Source organism: Acetivibrio saccincola (assembly GCF_002844395.1).
GTDB classification, from domain to species: domain Bacteria; phylum Bacillota; class Clostridia; order Acetivibrionales; family Acetivibrionaceae; genus Herbivorax; species Herbivorax saccincola.
The window spans coordinates 1,600,239-1,616,508 of the sequence record NZ_CP025197.1; the positions used below are offsets into that span (position 1 = coordinate 1,600,239).

The 16,270-nt window shown below is 34.3% G+C and carries 17 protein-coding genes and 1 riboswitch; of the genes, 13 read left to right on the forward strand and 4 right to left on the reverse strand.

Annotation, left to right across the window (positions count from 1 at the left end; genetic code table 11):
• Positions 1–74 precede the first annotated feature (74 nt).
• Both HVS_RS07100 and HVS_RS07105 read right to left on the reverse strand, forming a co-directional pair.
• Positions 75–1,793, reverse strand: coding sequence for an ATP-binding protein (locus HVS_RS07100; RefSeq protein ID WP_101300640.1), 1,719 nt, complete (start codon positions 1,791–1,793; stop codon positions 75–77).
• A 1-nt stretch (position 1,794) separates the two neighbouring features.
• Positions 1,795–2,949, reverse strand: a complete 1,155-nt coding sequence (locus HVS_RS07105) for a response regulator (RefSeq protein ID WP_101300642.1) — start codon at positions 2,947–2,949, stop codon at positions 1,795–1,797.
• Positions 2,950–3,083: 134 nt separating this feature from the next.
• Here HVS_RS07105 and HVS_RS07110 point away from each other — a divergent pair, with 134 nt between their 5' ends.
• Both HVS_RS07110 and HVS_RS07115 read left to right on the forward strand, forming a co-directional pair.
• Complete coding sequence (locus HVS_RS07110; protein WP_101300644.1) at positions 3,084–3,374, forward strand: DUF503 domain-containing protein; 291 nt, start codon at positions 3,084–3,086, stop codon at positions 3,372–3,374.
• Between the two features lie 130 nt (positions 3,375–3,504).
• Positions 3,505–4,815: an NfeD family protein gene (locus tag HVS_RS07115; protein ID WP_159063415.1), complete on the forward strand. Its 1,311-nt coding sequence runs from the start codon at positions 3,505–3,507 to the stop codon at positions 4,813–4,815.
• Positions 4,816–4,934: 119 nt separating this feature from the next.
• On the opposite strand, the gene HVS_RS07120 is transcribed toward HVS_RS07115, so the two are convergent.
• Both HVS_RS07120 and HVS_RS16510 read right to left on the reverse strand, forming a co-directional pair.
• Positions 4,935–5,141 (reverse strand): J domain-containing protein, encoded by a 207-nt coding sequence (locus HVS_RS07120; protein ID WP_101300648.1) that lies wholly within the window; start codon positions 5,139–5,141, stop codon positions 4,935–4,937.
• A gap of 207 nt (positions 5,142–5,348) precedes the next feature.
• On the reverse strand, positions 5,349–5,489 hold the full coding sequence (locus HVS_RS16510) for a hypothetical protein (protein WP_159063416.1): 141 nt from the start codon (positions 5,487–5,489) through the stop codon (positions 5,349–5,351).
• Positions 5,490–5,781: 292 nt separating this feature from the next.
• Between HVS_RS16510 and HVS_RS07125 the strand changes: the two genes are divergently transcribed.
• The 11 genes from HVS_RS07125 (at position 5,782) to HVS_RS16765 (ending at position 16,253) form a co-directional block, all read left to right on the forward strand.
• A complete protein-coding gene (locus HVS_RS07125; protein WP_101300650.1) occupies positions 5,782–6,840 on the forward strand; it encodes a hypothetical protein in 1,059 nt (352 codons plus the stop codon).
• A 122-nt stretch (positions 6,841–6,962) separates the two neighbouring features.
• The gene (locus HVS_RS07130) at positions 6,963–7,814 is read left to right on the forward strand and encodes a hypothetical protein (protein WP_101300653.1); all 852 of its coding nucleotides are present in this window, start codon (positions 6,963–6,965) and stop codon (positions 7,812–7,814) included.
• Between the two features lie 151 nt (positions 7,815–7,965).
• Positions 7,966–8,565, forward strand: a complete 600-nt coding sequence (gene yihA, locus HVS_RS07135; protein ID WP_101300656.1) for a ribosome biogenesis GTP-binding protein YihA/YsxC — start codon at positions 7,966–7,968, stop codon at positions 8,563–8,565.
• A 63-nt stretch (positions 8,566–8,628) separates the two neighbouring features.
• Positions 8,629–8,733: riboswitch (TPP riboswitch) on the forward strand.
• A 95-nt stretch (positions 8,734–8,828) separates the two neighbouring features.
• Positions 8,829–9,029 (forward strand): sulfur carrier protein ThiS, encoded by a 201-nt coding sequence (thiS, locus tag HVS_RS07140; protein ID WP_101300659.1) that lies wholly within the window; start codon positions 8,829–8,831, stop codon positions 9,027–9,029.
• Between the two features lie 3 nt (positions 9,030–9,032).
• Positions 9,033–9,815: a thiazole synthase gene (locus tag HVS_RS07145; RefSeq protein ID WP_101300661.1), complete on the forward strand. Its 783-nt coding sequence runs from the start codon at positions 9,033–9,035 to the stop codon at positions 9,813–9,815.
• Between the two features lie 42 nt (positions 9,816–9,857).
• Positions 9,858–10,961, forward strand: a complete 1,104-nt coding sequence (gene thiH, locus HVS_RS07150) for a 2-iminoacetate synthase ThiH (RefSeq protein ID WP_101300663.1) — start codon at positions 9,858–9,860, stop codon at positions 10,959–10,961.
• A gap of 168 nt (positions 10,962–11,129) precedes the next feature.
• Positions 11,130–11,744 (forward strand): sulfur carrier protein ThiS adenylyltransferase ThiF, encoded by a 615-nt coding sequence (gene thiF / locus HVS_RS07155; protein ID WP_101300666.1) that lies wholly within the window; start codon positions 11,130–11,132, stop codon positions 11,742–11,744.
• A 133-nt stretch (positions 11,745–11,877) separates the two neighbouring features.
• Entirely contained in the window at positions 11,878–12,966 is a 1,089-nt protein-coding gene (locus HVS_RS07160; RefSeq protein WP_423230875.1) for a thiamine phosphate synthase, read from the forward strand.
• 1 nt (position 12,967) lies between these two features.
• Positions 12,968–14,266 (forward strand): phosphomethylpyrimidine synthase ThiC, encoded by a 1,299-nt coding sequence (thiC, locus tag HVS_RS07165; protein WP_101300668.1) that lies wholly within the window; start codon positions 12,968–12,970, stop codon positions 14,264–14,266.
• Positions 14,267–14,489: 223 nt separating this feature from the next.
• Entirely contained in the window at positions 14,490–15,008 is a 519-nt protein-coding gene (locus HVS_RS07170) for a GNAT family N-acetyltransferase (RefSeq protein ID WP_101300670.1), read from the forward strand.
• A gap of 246 nt (positions 15,009–15,254) precedes the next feature.
• Positions 15,255–16,253 (forward strand): C40 family peptidase, encoded by a 999-nt coding sequence (locus tag HVS_RS16765; protein WP_101300672.1) that lies wholly within the window; start codon positions 15,255–15,257, stop codon positions 16,251–16,253.
• Positions 16,254–16,270: the final 17 nt, after the last annotated feature.

A 16,270-nucleotide genomic window follows, 5' to 3' on the forward strand; every position in this document is an offset into this window, starting at 1 on the left:
TACCTTTATATTATGTTAATATCCTCAAAAGATAATACCAAGATATTATATCATTTTGCAAGATTTTTAACAAATTATATGGCTGGGAATTTTATTATGAATTTGCTTCCTTCCATTTCTTTTGATTCTATTTCTATTATACCATTAAATTCTTTAACAATTCCATAAGTTATTGAAAGTCCAAGCCCGGTACCTTTGTCAACGTCTTTGGTGGTAAAGAAAGGTTCAAAAATCTTTTCTTTAACTTTTTCAGAAATGCCAATACCGTTATCTGCAATTTCAATTATAACGGTATTTTTTCTATGATATGCATTTATTGATATTATCCCGTCTTTTTTATCCGGGTTTTTCATTCTAAGCTCCTCAATTGCATCCCTTGCGTTTGCTATGATGTTTAAAAACACCTGTTCCAGCTTATTGTGGTCAGCAAGTATAGGGGGGAGGTTTTCTTCAATATTTGTTTCCACAGTTATTTTCCTCTTTATAAGCTGTTGGCCAATTAGTTTAAATACGTCAAATAAAGGCATTTTGATGTCTATTTCTTTTTTTGTCTGGTCAGACTGTCTTGCAAATGTCCTAAGATGCCCTATTATTTTATTAATTCTTTCGGTTTGCTCAATTATTTCATTGAGCTTTTCAAATAAAAGCTTATCATTTAATACATTTCTCACTTTAGCCAGTATAAGACCCTGAGTTATAAGGCTTATGCCGGCTAAGGGCTGGTTTATTTCGTGGGCTATACCCGTTGCCATTTCACCTAAAGTTGCAAGTTTTGCCGATTGGATTAATTGGGCGTCTTTTTCACGTAATTGGTCGGTGCGGGTTTTAACCATTTTTTCCAGGTTTTCTGCATAGTCCTTTATTTCTTCAACAAGGCGCCTTCTTTGTATACCTGCCGTTATTTCATTTGCAATAAGGCTTAAAATCTGGGATTCTTTAAGTAAAAAGTCTTTTCTTAAAGTTGTAACAACAATATGCAGTATGCCCAATAATGAGTCATCAGAAGTTAGGGGTATGTGTATAATGGAAAAATCCTCATTGCTAAAATCATTTTCATTAATGAATTTTAAAATATCATGATTTTTAATGTCCGTAGAATTAATTGTTAGGCGGGTATATGTATAAAAACAACCCTTTTTACCCTCCGGCACATCTTTTTCATGGCTATGATAAGTACAACTGTGCTGCCTCATTTTTTCACATGAACTTGAGCAGGAATTAATGTAAAAACCATTACTGCCAGGGTCAAACAGGCAGATATACACCAGGGAAGTTTCCAAAAAACTACTTATGGTACTACATATTTTACTTAACATTTCATCCAGTGGTTTATTGGAGTTTACCAGGTGAGCAATTTCAATTAAGGCAACCCTGCATTGTTCCTGATGTATGTATTTTGTTATTTCACGGGTCATTATAAGAAGCCCTTCTATCTGGTTGTTTTTATTTATACGGGGGGTAACGGTAACGGATACAGGAAGCAGTGTGCCGTCTTTTCTTACAGCGTGCATTGTATGGTCTATTAAATTTGAATTGGTAGGACTGTTAATTAAATAGGAAAAGTTTTTTCCAATGGAATCTTTTTTATGTAGGTTTGTGGGAAGTTCATTCAAAAGCATTTCATGGCAGGTATAGCCGTATATAAGTTCTGCACCTTTATTCCATAACACCACCTTATTATCTAAATCTGTTGCAATAATGGCGTATTCAGTGGAGCTAATCATAAGACTTTCAAGGAGGGCCAGAGGGTGTGTACTTTTAGATAAATAAAAAATGTGTCTGTTGTCATTCATTTTATAAAACCTCGATTCCTAAAATTGTTGTATCATCCTGGCAAGAGCCGTCTGAAAAGTCTTCTGTAACCTGTATAATTTTTTTTATGGTGTCAGAAAGGGAACAATCCTTACAGTCTTGAAGGAGTTTTAGCATGTTTTCATCCCCGAATATTTTGCCGTCACGGGATACTTCTGTTATTCCATCGGTAAAAAGCCATATTTTATCACCTTTGTTTAAGTGGTTGACACTGCAGCTGTATGTTGCATCTTCAAAAACACCCAATATTGGACCTGTTGATTCTAATTTAATAAAGCCTCCGTCTTTTTTTATAACATATTGATTAATATGACCTGCGGACACTGTGTAAAGGGTTTTTGTTTCTTTATCTATAAAGCCCAGAAAAAGTGATGCAAAAATATTCCGGGCGGTGTTAGTGTATAATTCTAAATTAAGATCCAGCACAATCTCAGGAAACCTTCTTCTGTTAATGCCCTGTTTGTAATTATATTCTATATTTTGCAAAAAACTTTTTATTATTGTGGATATCACTGAAGCTAATATTCCATGGCTTGATACATCAAATACATAAAAACATATATATTCCCCTATGTCTTCCACATCGTACATATCCCCGCCAACACTTTCACAGCTTTTATATTCCACTAAAAAGTTAAAGCCGGGAATGTCAGGAAGGTTTTTAGGAAGCATGTTTAAAAGTATTTTTAATGCAGAATCATGAAGTCCCTGCATGTACTTTTTATATTCAAGGAGTTCTTTGTTTATACGGGTATTTTCTAAAAGAAGATTTTTTTTGCTAATGGCATTATTTATTGCTATTGTAAGATCGTCTGCATTAACCGGTTTTCTGAGATATTCAAAAGCCCCTTCCTTCATGGCGTGGATGGCATTTTCTAAATCCCCGTGACCGGTAAGGATAATGACACCCATTTCAGGCATTATTTTTTTAATTTCTTTAAGTATTTCCATACCTGATATTTCAGGCATTTTCATGTCAGTAATGACAACATCTATATTGGAATAATTGTTTTTAAATATTTCTAATGCTTCTTTTCCGTTAGATACAGTGATAACTTCGTTATTGTCTAGTTCCAGTATGAATTTAATATTTTCAAGAATGGTTTTTTCGTCATCAATAACAAGAATTTTTGGCATAATATTTGCTCCTTTTGATTTTGAGAGGATTACATTAATGATTATATCAAATTGTGATTAATTTTTCTATACAAATGCTAAGTTTGAAATGTTATAATGGTGGTAAATAAAATTATAAATTGGAGGATGTATCAATGGTTGTAGGAGTATGTAAAGTTACACTTAATATAGATGATGCCTTTTCTTTAAAAGAAAAGAGGCAGATAGTAAGAAGTATTGTGGAAAGGTTAAAAGCCAAATTTAATGCTTCTGTTGCAGAAGTAGGGCTAAATGATATGTGGAAGAATGCGGTTATTGGCATTTCGTGCGTTTCAAATGAGTCATCCCATGCGGACAGTATGATGGCAAATATGGTGAATTTTATTGAAAATGACGGTAGGGCGGTTTTGTTTGATTACAGCACTGAAATTATTCATATAAGTTAGTTTAGGGTTTTATGTATTCTCTTTTACAAGTAGAATATTTTTAAGATTTCCTGTATAATATGTTTAGAGGTTTTACCAGGAATTAAACTATAATAGAAATGGGTTGAAGGCTATGAATATCAGAGGTATTATGATAAATATCAGACGTATTATGGCAATTATTTTTATAGTTGCAGGTTTGGTCTTACCTTTTGCCTCTTCTGTCAGCTTAGCGACTTCAGGAGATTATATACATGTAATACCTGTAAAGGATGAAATTACCCCGGCTATGGCGGTTTTTCTGTCAAATGAGATACAAAGGGCCAATAATCTTGGTGCTAAGGGAATATTGGTAGAAATTACAACGTTAGGCGGCAGAGTGGATTCGGCATTAAAAATGAAAGAGGCAATTATGAATTCAGACATAGAAGTGGTTGTTTATGTTGAAAAGAGGGCAGTATCGGCAGGTGCTCTGATAGCCATTTCAGCGGATAAGATTTTTATGGCCCCTGGAAGTCAGATTGGGGCAGCAGAGCCAAGACCTAATGATGAGAAAACCGTTTCCTTTGTAAAAGCTGAATTTGGGGCAACGGCAGAAGCAAGAGGCAGAAGGACTGACGTTGCAGAAGCCATGGTGGACAAAAACATAGAGATAGAGGGCTTGGTGGAGAAAGGAGAAATTTTATCCATGAAGGCTTCCCAGGCAAAGGAGTTTGGGTATGCAGATGCAATACTGGATTCCAGGGAAGATGTTTTAAAAGAGATGGGATGGGACGGTTTAGACATTGTGGAAACTGAGTTTTCCTTCACTATGCAGATAGCCCAGTTTGTTACCAGCTACGAGGTGGCATCACTGCTTCTTAGCATAGGAACCATTGCCATTATAATTGAACTTGGCACCCAGGGCTTTGGTTTGCCGGGTATGGTAGGAATAATTTCCTTTCTACTTTATTTTGGAGGTAATGCCATTGCAGGATATAGTGAATGGTGGCCGCTGGTTTTATTCATTGTAGGGCTAATTTTGTTAATTGCAGAAGCTTTTGTGCCAGGGTTTGGTGTACTTGGAATAGGGGGAATTGTATCTGTGATTCTTGCAATTGTATTTTCCGCACCGGATTTGACACAGGGACTTGTTAGTTTAGCCATAGCCATAGTGGTGTCCATTATAGTAGTTCCTATATTATTTTACTTCATTGGAAAGAAAACCAATTTATTTAAAAGAATAATATTATCTGAGGCTGAGACAGTTGAGGAAGGGTATGTAAATGTTTCAGGAAACGAACATTTACTTGGAAAAACCGGAAAAGCGGTAACTACACTAAGACCAGCAGGAACTGCGTTAATTGATGGGAAGAGGGTAGATGTTGTAACTGATGGTGAGTTTATCGCTAATAACACTGAGATTAAAGTAATACAAGTTGAGGGTTCAAGGATTGTTGTAGCAAAAAATGATAAACAATAGATAAATAATTGATAAATAAAAATAGTAAATAGAAAAAATCAAATTAAAACTTAAATTAAAACTTAAAAACTTAGAAAGACAGAAAAAGTGGTTGAAATTCATTCAACCACTTAAATTTTTTAGCTTTGACTCTCTACGAAAACACGCTTTTTCATGTTTTCGTAGATGCATTTGTACATCTTAAACAACTTAGCTGAATTGGGGTTGTCACAATTCATATCCGGATGGTATTTTTGAATTATGCCATTCCAACCAATTCTCAAAATCTCTTCCTGGATTTCGTTAAACCTTGTAATCAGCTTCTTGCTGTGTTGTGATGAATTCATATTACTCCCCCTCTAAAAAAATTGCTTTATGTTAAATTTAATGATTGAACTTATACATTATACCAAAATAATACTTTATAGATTGCAATATTTTCACTGATAATGGTGGTAAGGTGTTTTCTCTATATTTTCTGTATTTAAAGCTGTTTTCTATAATTAAATTATACCATTAAAAAAATTTTATATCAAGGTGTTTACAATTTAGTACTATCTTCTTTTTTTTGATTTTGAATTTAGCTCTTTAAGTTTTTTATCAGCAGAACGCATTAATAAAAAGAATGTAAGCCCTATTAAAGCAACTGCTGATAATAAGTATACAATAGGCTGCCAAGGCATAGCTTTAATCACCTCCACTAATAATTAAAATTCTAGCATAAATCAAATGCAAAATCAAATGTATGAAAATAAAAAAGTTTTTATGAAAATAAAAAAGTTTTTTGGACCGGATGTAAGTGTAAATTAAAAATATAAGTGTATATTAAAATGGAAACTCGGGAAACTAATCTAAAACTACCGGAAATAAAAATAAGATAAAATAATAATATTAAAACTAATTGCAGATACTGTAGTTAAAAAGAACAATTTAATAATGGATTGGCATAGAAAAGGGGAATATTATTGAGGAAGGGGAGCAGACTTTTTGTCTAAAAAAACTACAGTTATACTTGGTGCAGGATTTTCAAAAAATTCCGGGGTGCCAGTACAGACGGAGTTTTCTAATTATTTAGTAGAAAGTTATGCTATTGGTGACTTTGACAAGGCAGTGAGTAAAATAATTAAAAGATATATAAAAAATGTTTTTGGATATTCAAAAGGAAATGCATACCCCCAATTGGATGACATACTAACTTCCATTGATATAGCAATAAATTCAGGGCATAATCTTGGGGCGGGTTATTCTTATACACATTTAGAATTAATTAGAAAAGTTATTGTATATAGGATTATATCAATACTTGAAGGGTTTTATAGATACTCCCGGCATGCTGCTAAATTTGTAAGGGTGCTTTTAAGAGACTACCCTGAAGTAGATTTTGTGGTGTTAAACTGGGATACTGTATTGGAAAAGAATATTTATGAGATGGAAGAGCCTATAGGCATAGATTATGTAAATGGGGGAGAGGAGATTAAAGGCCTTGGCAATTCACTTAAAATAAGCAAGGTGGTAAAAGTATTAAAAGTACATGGTTCCTGTAACTGGATGTACTGCAATAATTGCAGGGTACTTATAAATGATTTAAAAAGCAGCATTTCCCCCCTTAAAAGAACAGGCTTTACCAGGATGGATATATTGCTTCTAAAGGATTTAGAGGGGGTAGATATAAATTATGACAATATAGAAAATAAAAAATGTTTCAGATGCGGAAATGTTTTGTCATCTCATATAGCTACTCAAAGCTACAGAAATTCTTTTAAAGTTAATTCTTTTTCTAATATTTGGGCTGAAGCAGAAAAATCCCTTTCACTTTCAGATAAGTGGATTTTTGTAGGCTATTCATTGCCCCAGAATGACTATGAATTTAAACACCTTTTAAAAATAGCAGAGTTAAAACTTTCTCATAAAAAGAAGACAAAACTTAATATTGACGTGGTTTTACTAAATAGCGATTCGACGGCGGTAAGATATAAAAGTTTTTTTGGAGATAAAATCAATATGGTTTGCAATGAGGGAATTGAAGAATATTTAAATTACCTTTAAGTTTTTATTACTTTAGAATTATTGAATTTTTGGATAAGATTATTGAGTTTTAGGATTTTAAATGATATAATTATAAAAAATGCAATTACAACTTTTGGCTAAAAGGTAGATGGGGTGAATTTATGATAGTAGAAGAGGCGTCAATAAATTATGGAGGATTGGCAGCACTTTTTTTATTTCTTTTATTAATAGCAGGGATATTTGTTTTTGTCAGGCACTATAAAAATAATTTAGACGAAATGGGCAAAAAAAAAGTTAAAAAAATAATAAAAATAACAGTAGTTGCTTTTGCCATTATTTTAATAGCAATTTCAGTTAGAAATGTTTTAATGTATAATTATATTAAAAACCAACCTGCCGATATGATTGTCTGTACTCAAAAGTCCGGAATGATGATGATAGATAACTACAGATATTATAAAGTAAAGACTAAATACGGCGTTAAAGAAAGCATAAAAGAGTCAGAATACAATGAATTGATAAGTTTATATGGTGAAAGGGAAATTTATAAAGAGGCAAAACAAAAAATTATAAGCACAAATGATAAATATAATGATAAAAATATAATAAAAGTATTTCCTTATAAGGACTATATCTATTATATTTTTCTTGATGAGAATGAAGAAGTATATACAATGAGATATAATATAAATACATACGAAATAGAAAAAATTTTCTTTGACTATATATATAAAGATTCAATGGATTTAGAAGGCAATGTGATTATTAGTGAATATCCTGATTTTTGCGATAGTATAAATGAAAAGCTTGTTAACAAATTAGATGAGTATATACAAACCATATATACAGATAACAGAATAGTATTTGAAATATTGGTAAATAACCCTAAAAATGGAAGTTATATATCTTTGTATGAGTACATACCGGAGACTAAAGAAACTAAACTGTTAGTTAAGTTTGATGTTACAAATATACGGGAAATAGCATTTATAGAAGCAAATAAAAATAATTAAAAAATAAATTTTATAAGGTAAAATTCACGGGATAATAGAGCGCAACGGTTCTGGAAAGACGGTTCTTTTTAAATGTGTAACCTTTAAATTTGTAAGTTTAATGGTATAATATTTTTTGAAGATAAATATTATACAAAAGAGGTAGAATGTAATGAGTTTAAATATAAATAATGCAAAATTCGAAGTATCGGCGGTTAAGCCTTCCCAGTATCCTGTTAGTGATTTGCCTGAAGTGACCTTTGTGGGAAGGTCTAATGTAGGTAAATCCTCTTTGATTAATTCTCTTTTAAACAGGAAAAATTTGGCAAAAGTTGCAGCTACACCTGGAAAAACGCAGGTGATAAATTTTTACAATATAGATAATAAACTGTATTTTGTGGACCTTCCCGGGTACGGGTATGCAAAAGTGTCAAAAGGGGTACAGGCTTCCTGGGCAAAATTTATTGAAACTTATTTAGTAAAAAGGGAGCAGCTAAAATTAATAGTTATGCTTGTTGATATAAGACATTCTCCAACTTCCCATGACAAATTAATGCATGACTGGATTTTAAGTATGGAGCTTCCATACTTAGTGGTTGCAACTAAGAAGGACAAAGTACCCCGTTCTAAAATAAAGCCAAGATTGGCTGATATAGCTAAAGAGCTAAATCTTGATGCTTCTAATAAATTAATTCCCTATTCCTCAGAGACAAGACAGGGAAGGGATGAATTGTGGGATGAAATTAAAAAGTGTTTGGATATGGAAGGCTAATCTTGACAAATGTCTTTACAAGTGTAGATTTATAATATATAATAGACTCTGAAAATTGAATATTTTTTAAGCTGGGGGTGCCACACTGGCTGAGAAAGAGTGAAAAACTCTTAACCCTTTGAACCTGACACGGATAATGCCGGCGTAGGGAAGCTTTGAAAAAGTGTTTTTTTCATAGATAATTAGCTTGCCTCAAAGGCAAGCTTTTTTTGATACCTAAAGACATAAAGTATGTAATATATGTAAAATAAGGGGGTGTTAAATTGTTTATATCGCTAAATGGCAAAAAGACAGAAATAAAAGAAGGAATGACATTAAAGGAACTTATAGATGAAAAAGGTCTTGAGCCTGAGAGAATAGTTGTTGAGCACAATTATCAGGTTTTAAGACAGGAGGAGTGGGAGAAAACCATTTTAAAAGAAAATGATAACCTGGAAGTTTTAAGATTTGTAGGGGGCGGATAAATTATGGGTGAAAGATTAGTTAGTGACAGATTGGTTATTGGAGGAGTGGAAATCAAAAGCAGGCTTTTTGTGGGGACAGGAAAGTTTTCATCAAACAAACTGATTCCTGATGTAATAATGGGTTCAAATGCCCAGGTTATTACTGTGGCGCTAAGGAGAATTGATTTTGATTCAGATGAGGAAAACATATTAAATTACATTCCAAAAGACTGCATTATAATGCCCAATACTTCAGGGGCGAGAAATGCAGAGGAGGCTGTAAGAATTGCAAGAATTGCAAGGGCTGCCGGGTGCGGCAATTTTATAAAAATTGAGGTTATTTCAGACAATAAGTATCTTTTGCCGGATAACCATGAAACAATTAAAGCAACTGAAATTTTAGCCAGGGAAGGATTTATTGTAATGCCCTATATGAGCCCTGATTTAATGGCAGCAAAAAGGCTTGTGGAAGCAGGGGCTGCATCGGTGATGCCCTTAGGTGCACCCATAGGCACAAATAAGGGACTTAAAACAAAAGAACTTATAAAAATATTAATTAATGAAATTGATGTGCCTGTTATAGTTGATGCAGGAATTGGAAAGCCTTCTCATGCTTGTGAGGCTATGGAGCTTGGTGCGGATGCCGTTCTTGTAAATACCGCCATAGCAACGGCGGAAGATCCTGCCAAAATGGCACGGGCCTTTGCAAAAGCTGTTGAAGCCGGAAGAATGGCATATCTTTCAGGTACCGGTGCAGTTAGGGAGTATGCAGAGGCTTCATCACCTCTTACAGGATTTTTGGCGTAGGGCTGAAAAGACAAAAGAAACCATGCTGAAAGAAGGGTTAAAATGAGTTTTTATAATGAGTACATAAAATACAGGGACTTTAATTTTGAAAATTTTTTTGAAAAATTAACTGATGAACATATATTAAGGGCAATTAACAAGGAAAAACTTGATGAATATGATTTTTTGACCCTTTTATCAGAAAGGGCGGAAAAGCATTTAGAAGAAATGGCTCAAAAAGCAAACAGGCTTACCCTGCAGCATTTTGGGAAAGTTATATTTTTATATACACCCATGTACCTGGCTAATTACTGTGTCAACCAGTGTGCTTACTGTGGTTTTAATGTGACAAACAAAATTGTAAGAAAAAAACTTGAATTGGATGAGGTGGAGAGGGAAGCAGAAGCAATAGCAGAGACAGGCTTAAAGCATATTTTAATCCTTACAGGGGAGTCAAGGAAGAAAACACCTTTAAGCTATATAAAGGATTGTGTAAAAATATTGAAAAAGTACTTTTCTTCCATAACAATTGAAATTTATCCTTTGACGGAAGAGGAGTACAGAGAGCTGGTTGTAGCCGGGGTTGACGGGCTTACGGTGTATCAGGAAGTATATAATGAAAAAACTTACGACAAAATTCACATAAGAGGTCCTAAGAAAGATTACAGATTCAGGCTTGATACTCCTGAAAGGGCGTGCAGGGCATCAATGAGAAGTGTAAATATAGGAGCTCTTTTAGGTTTGGAGAACTGGAGGAGTGAAAGCTTTTTTACAGGTCTTCACGCCAGTTACCTTCAAAATAAATATTTAGACACTGAAATATCTGTTTCCCTTCCCAGAATGAGACCCCATGCGGGAAGTTTTCAATCTGTATATAGAGTGGAGGATAAAAATATAGTTCAGATAATGCTGGCTTTAAGGCTTTATATGCCAAGGGTGGGCATTACCATATCCACCAGGGAGAGGGCGGAGTTTAGGGACAATCTTATAGGACTTGGTGTTACAAAAATGTCTGCAGGTTCTTCAACAAAAGTGGGAGGACATACCCTAGGAGAAGAGAGTGATGGTCAGTTTGACATATCAGACCCAAGAAGTGTTGAAGAGATGAAAATAACAATTTATAAAAAGGGCTACCAGCCTGTATTTAAAGATTGGCATGCAATATAAGGGAAAGGGAGATTTTATTTAAATTAAAGCGCAATAACAAAACTAAAATATTAAACACAATAAAAATATTAAAGTATTAAACATTAAAGTATTAAACTCAATAAAATATTTAAGTGTTAAGTGAAAATATCAAAGGGCTGTAAAAACAGTAAAAAATGGTGAGTGCTTATGCAAAATGTTTTTGAAACGGGGCTTTTAAATTATATTAAAAAAGAACAGCTTAAAAAAATCCAAAAAATAAAAATAGGATTGGCAGGGGCAGGGGGGTTAGGCTCTAACTGTGCTTTTAACCTTGTAAGATGCGGGTTTAAAAAATTTAAAATAGTGGATTTTGACGTAGTTGAACCTTCAAACCTCAACAGGCAATTTTTCTTTTTAGACCAGGTAAATATACCAAAGGTGGAGGCTTTGAAGGAAAATTTAAAGAGAATTAACCCGGATGTTAAAATTGAAGGAATATTAGAAAAAATCACCCAAGAAAATGTAAGGGACATGTTTTCTGACTGCCATGTGGTGGTGGAAGCCTTTGACAAAGTTAAATATAAAAAAATGATTGTGGAAAATTATTTGGCGTCGGATAAACTTTTAGTTTGTGTTTCAGGCCTTGCAGGGTGGGGAAACAGCGATGACATAATGGTAAGAAAAGTCCGGGACAAGTTCTATATAATAGGTGATTTTGTTAACGAAGCAGGTAAAAATTTGCCTCCTATGTCCCCTAAGGTAAATATTGCCGCCGCAAAACAGGCGGATGTGATTTTGGATTATTTTTTAGGAGGCAATTAAAGTGGGATCTAAAAAAAGTCACTAAAAGTCTTTAGAGAGGATTTTTAAATGTCTAGATTTTTACGTAAAGCTTTTTTTGTAAAGCGGCTTTTAAATAAAAGAGACTTTTAAATAAAGCAGGTTTTTTAGGTGAATGTGGATTTTAAAAGAAAGTGAGGTGTTATACATGGACAAGTTTTACAGGATAATTGATGCAAATATAAACAGGGCGTCAGAAGGTGTAAGGGTTTTAGAAGATTTGGCGAGGTTTTATTTAGAGGATAAGGATTTAAGCAAGAAGCTAAAAGAAATAAGGCATGGCATAAGAAAAGAGGTTATGGTTTTTTTGCCGTCGCTTTTAAATGCCAGGGATTCTTTAGGGGATGTGGGTGCATGGGTATCTAAAGAACTTGAAATTGACAACAAAGCTTCCATAAGAGAACTTGCGGTAGCTAATTTTAAAAGGCTGCAGGAAGCTTTAAGGACTGTGGAAGAAAATTTAAAGGTAATTGATAAATACAGGCTTTCAAAGATTTATGAAAATTTTAGGTTTGATACATATGAGTTGGAAAAAATCTTCTTTAAAAAAATCCCCCCGCAAAAAAGAAGGCGTATTACTCTAAAAGGGCTTTACTGTATAACCGCCCATGAGTTTTCAAAGGGCAGGAGCAATATAGAAGTGGTAGAGAAGATGATAAAGGGAGGAGCCAAAATTCTTCAATACAGGGAAAAAGACAAAAACTTTATTGATATGTATGAAGAATGTGTAAAGATAAGAAAACTTACACAGGAAGCTGGAGTAACTTTTATAGTAAATGACCATGTGGATTTGGCAATGATGGTTAATGCAGACGGGGTGCATTTAGGTCAGGATGATTACCCCATTGAGAAGGTAAGGGAGCTTGTGGGGGAGGATATGATTATAGGTCTTTCAACCCATTCCCCAAAGCAGGCACAGGATGCACTTAAAAAAGATGTGGACTACATAGGTGTGGGACCTATATATAGAACCTATACAAAAAAGGATGTATGCGACCCTGTTGGACTGGAGTACTTAGAATATGTCATTGGAAATATTAACATTCCATATGTGGCAATAGGGGGTATAAAAGAACACAATTTACATGAGGTGTTATCCAAAGGAGCTAAATGTGTCTCTATGGTGACAGAAATTACAGAGGCGGAAGATATTGAAGGAATAGTCAGGAGAGTTAATAAAAAAATTTTAGAGGGGGAAATGTAAAATGTATACAACACAAATGGATGCAGCGAAGAAAGGTATTATAACCAAGGAAATGGAAATTGTTGCAAAAAAAGAAGGAAAAACGCCTGAAGAAATCAGAAGTCTTGTGGAAAAGGGAAGGGTAATAATACCTGCAAATAAAAACCATAAATCCCTTGACCCTGAAGGTATAGGGGAAGGACTTAGGACTAAAATAAATGTAAATTTAGGTATTTCAAAAGATTGCTGTAATTTTGAAATGGAGCTGGAAAAGGCTAAAAAGGCTGTGAGTTTAAAAGCTGAAGCAATTATGGACCTTAGCTCTTACGGAAAGACCCGGGAATTCCGAAGAAAGCTTGTGGAAACAATACCTTCTATGATTGGTACAGTTCCTGTTTATGATGCAGTGGGTTTTTACGATAAAGATTTAAAGGAGATAACATCAAAGGAATTTTTGGACGTTGTAAGAAAACATGCCCAAGACGGGGTAGACTTTATGACGATACATGCAGGCATAAACAAGGAAACTGCTAAAAAGTTTAAACAAAACAAAAGACTTACCAATATTGTTTCAAGAGGAGGTTCATTAATTTTTGCATGGATGGAGCTTACAGGCAATGAAAACCCTTTTTACCAGTACTATGACGAATTACTGGATATCTTGGCAGAATACGATGTTACAATAAGCCTTGGTGATGCATTAAGGCCGGGAAGTATAAATGATGCTACAGACCCTTCCCAGGTGGCAGAACTTATTGTTTTAGGTGAACTTACCAAAAGGGCGTGGGAGAAAAATGTCCAGGTGATGATAGAAGGACCGGGGCATATGGCTATAAATGAAATTGCAGCTAATGTGGTATTAGAAAAGAGGCTGTGTCATGGGGCGCCCTTCTACGTTTTAGGTCCTATTGTTACCGATATAGCCCCAGGGTATGACCATATAACAAGTGCTATAGGCGGGGCGGTTGCCGCAGCAAACGGTGCAGACTTCTTGTGTTATGTTACGCCTGCTGAACATTTGAGACTTCCTGATATTAATGATATGAAAGAAGGAATAATTGCTGCAAAAATAGCAGCCCATGCAGCAGACATTGCAAAAGGGGTTAAAGGTGCAAGGGAATGGGACTATAAAATGAGTGAAGCTAGACAAAAGTTAGACTGGGAGGGTATGTTTAAGCTTGCCATTGACGGTGAAAAGGCCAGAAAGTACAGGGAAAGTTCAATTCCCGAGGATAAAGATACCTGTACTATGTGCGGTAAAATGTGTGCTGTAAAAAATACCAACAAAGTTTTAAAAAGTGAAGAAGTAAGTATAATTTAGAAAGAAAATAAATAAAGGGGTGAAGGGGGGAAACCCCTTTCCAACAAAAAACTGCAGTTATTGCTGCAGCGGATATTATAAATGTATAGAGGAAAAAGTACGTAAAAAGTTATTAGTATGATTATAGTATATTATACTGACGGGTAATTGTTAATTGTTATAATGACCAAAATTAAAAAGAAATATATCTTATTTTTGGTTATAGTGTTATAAGGGGTGTCGGATGTATTCTTTAAATGTAAATAATAACGATATTTATTTTAAAAATGTACAATTAAATGAGCTTACTGAAATATATAAGTGGTACAACAATATAAAGGAATATGGTTTTGCCACAGGAGTTGAAAATCCTGTATCCTTTCAGGATATTTTGAAGGAGTATTATAAAGTGCTGTCATCCCCGGAGGAGTTTTTTATAAGTTTATATAATATTTCAAATGAAATGGTGGGTGTTATAAAAGGCAACTTTATTGAAGAGAAAAAAATTGTGTGGATAAAGGTTTTTATAATTAAAACCGGATTTCAGAAAAAAGGCTATGGAAAAAAGGCGGTAGGGTTATTGAAGGATTATTTTATAAAAAAAAATAAAGCAAAAAGCATATATCTTACCGTCCATAAAGGAAATAGCGGGGCTTATGCTTTTTGGAAAAAACAAGGCTTTGAAGAGGTTGAAAATATAAAGAAGTATTTTAATTTAAAAGAAAAAAATTTTAGGTTATTAAGATTTAATTTGAAAAGATAAATTTAAAATACAAATTAATTAAATACAAATTAATTAGGAAAGACAAAGGCTTTAATAGTATATGGAAAGTACCGATAATTATTATATAGAGAAAATGTATTTGACAAAGAAAAATCATAGGGTTATAATGAATTTTAATTGGGAGCTTTAGAAAGTTGTGCAAAAGAGCCTTACAAGGACATATCCCCTAAGCTTGGGCATGTGTTTTTGTAAGCCTTAAGTACAAAGGATTAGGAGGCTTTATTGATGTTAAAGTTTAAAAGTGTGTTTTTGTACGTAACCTCTCTCGTCTGTCTGATGTCTACGTGGACAACCCTGTCACACGCTCAGAATCAAACCAAAGAATCACAAGTGATTACCACTGCAAATGTCTTTAAAAAAGAACAACCTGACGACAATTTGATTAAATTTTTAAATAAAAACTCAATTGGCTTACCAACAAATTTTAAGGAATTATATAAAGCAGCATATAGCAATATGATTGCAAAGGCAGTTTTAGAAAAAAGAGAATCTGAAGTAGTTGTAGCTGAAGAGAACACAGAAAGTGCAGCAAAAGGGAACACTGAAAATACAGGAAACACAGCCGGGACTGAAAAACAAACAGGGGTGGTTACCGCTTCTGCATTAAATGTAAGGGCAGGTGCGGGAACAGGTTTTAACAAAATAGATGTTTTAGACAGAAATGAAACGGTAACAATAATAGGACAGGATAATGGCTGGTACAATATCATCACATCTTCAGGTACAAAAGGCTGGGTATACAGTTCTTATGTTTCCGTTCCTTCGCATCAGCAAACCTACCAGCAAAATATTGCAACCAGGGAAGGGAATTCTTCTTCAAATCAAGGGGAAAAGGATATTCTAAAACTCAGGACTCAAATAATAGAAGAAGCTAAAAAGTATTTAGGAGTACCATATGTATATGGTGGAAGCAGCCCAAGCGGGTTTGACTGTTCCGGTCTTGTATGGTATGTATTTAAAAATCACGGCATTAGTTTAAACAGGGTGGCTGCAGACCAGGCAAAGCAGGGTACATGGGTGGCAAAGGAAAACCTTGTTCCCGGGGATTTGGTGTTTTTTGATACCAGGGGTACCAGCAGCTATATAAACCATGTTGGAATTTATATAGGTGACGGGATGTTTATCCATGCATCTTCCGGAAGCAGTGCAAGACGCGTTATAATAAGTGACTTAACCACTGGGTTTTATCAAAGAACGTATATGACTGCCAGAAATGTTTTTTAAAAAATAGTAAAGCTTTC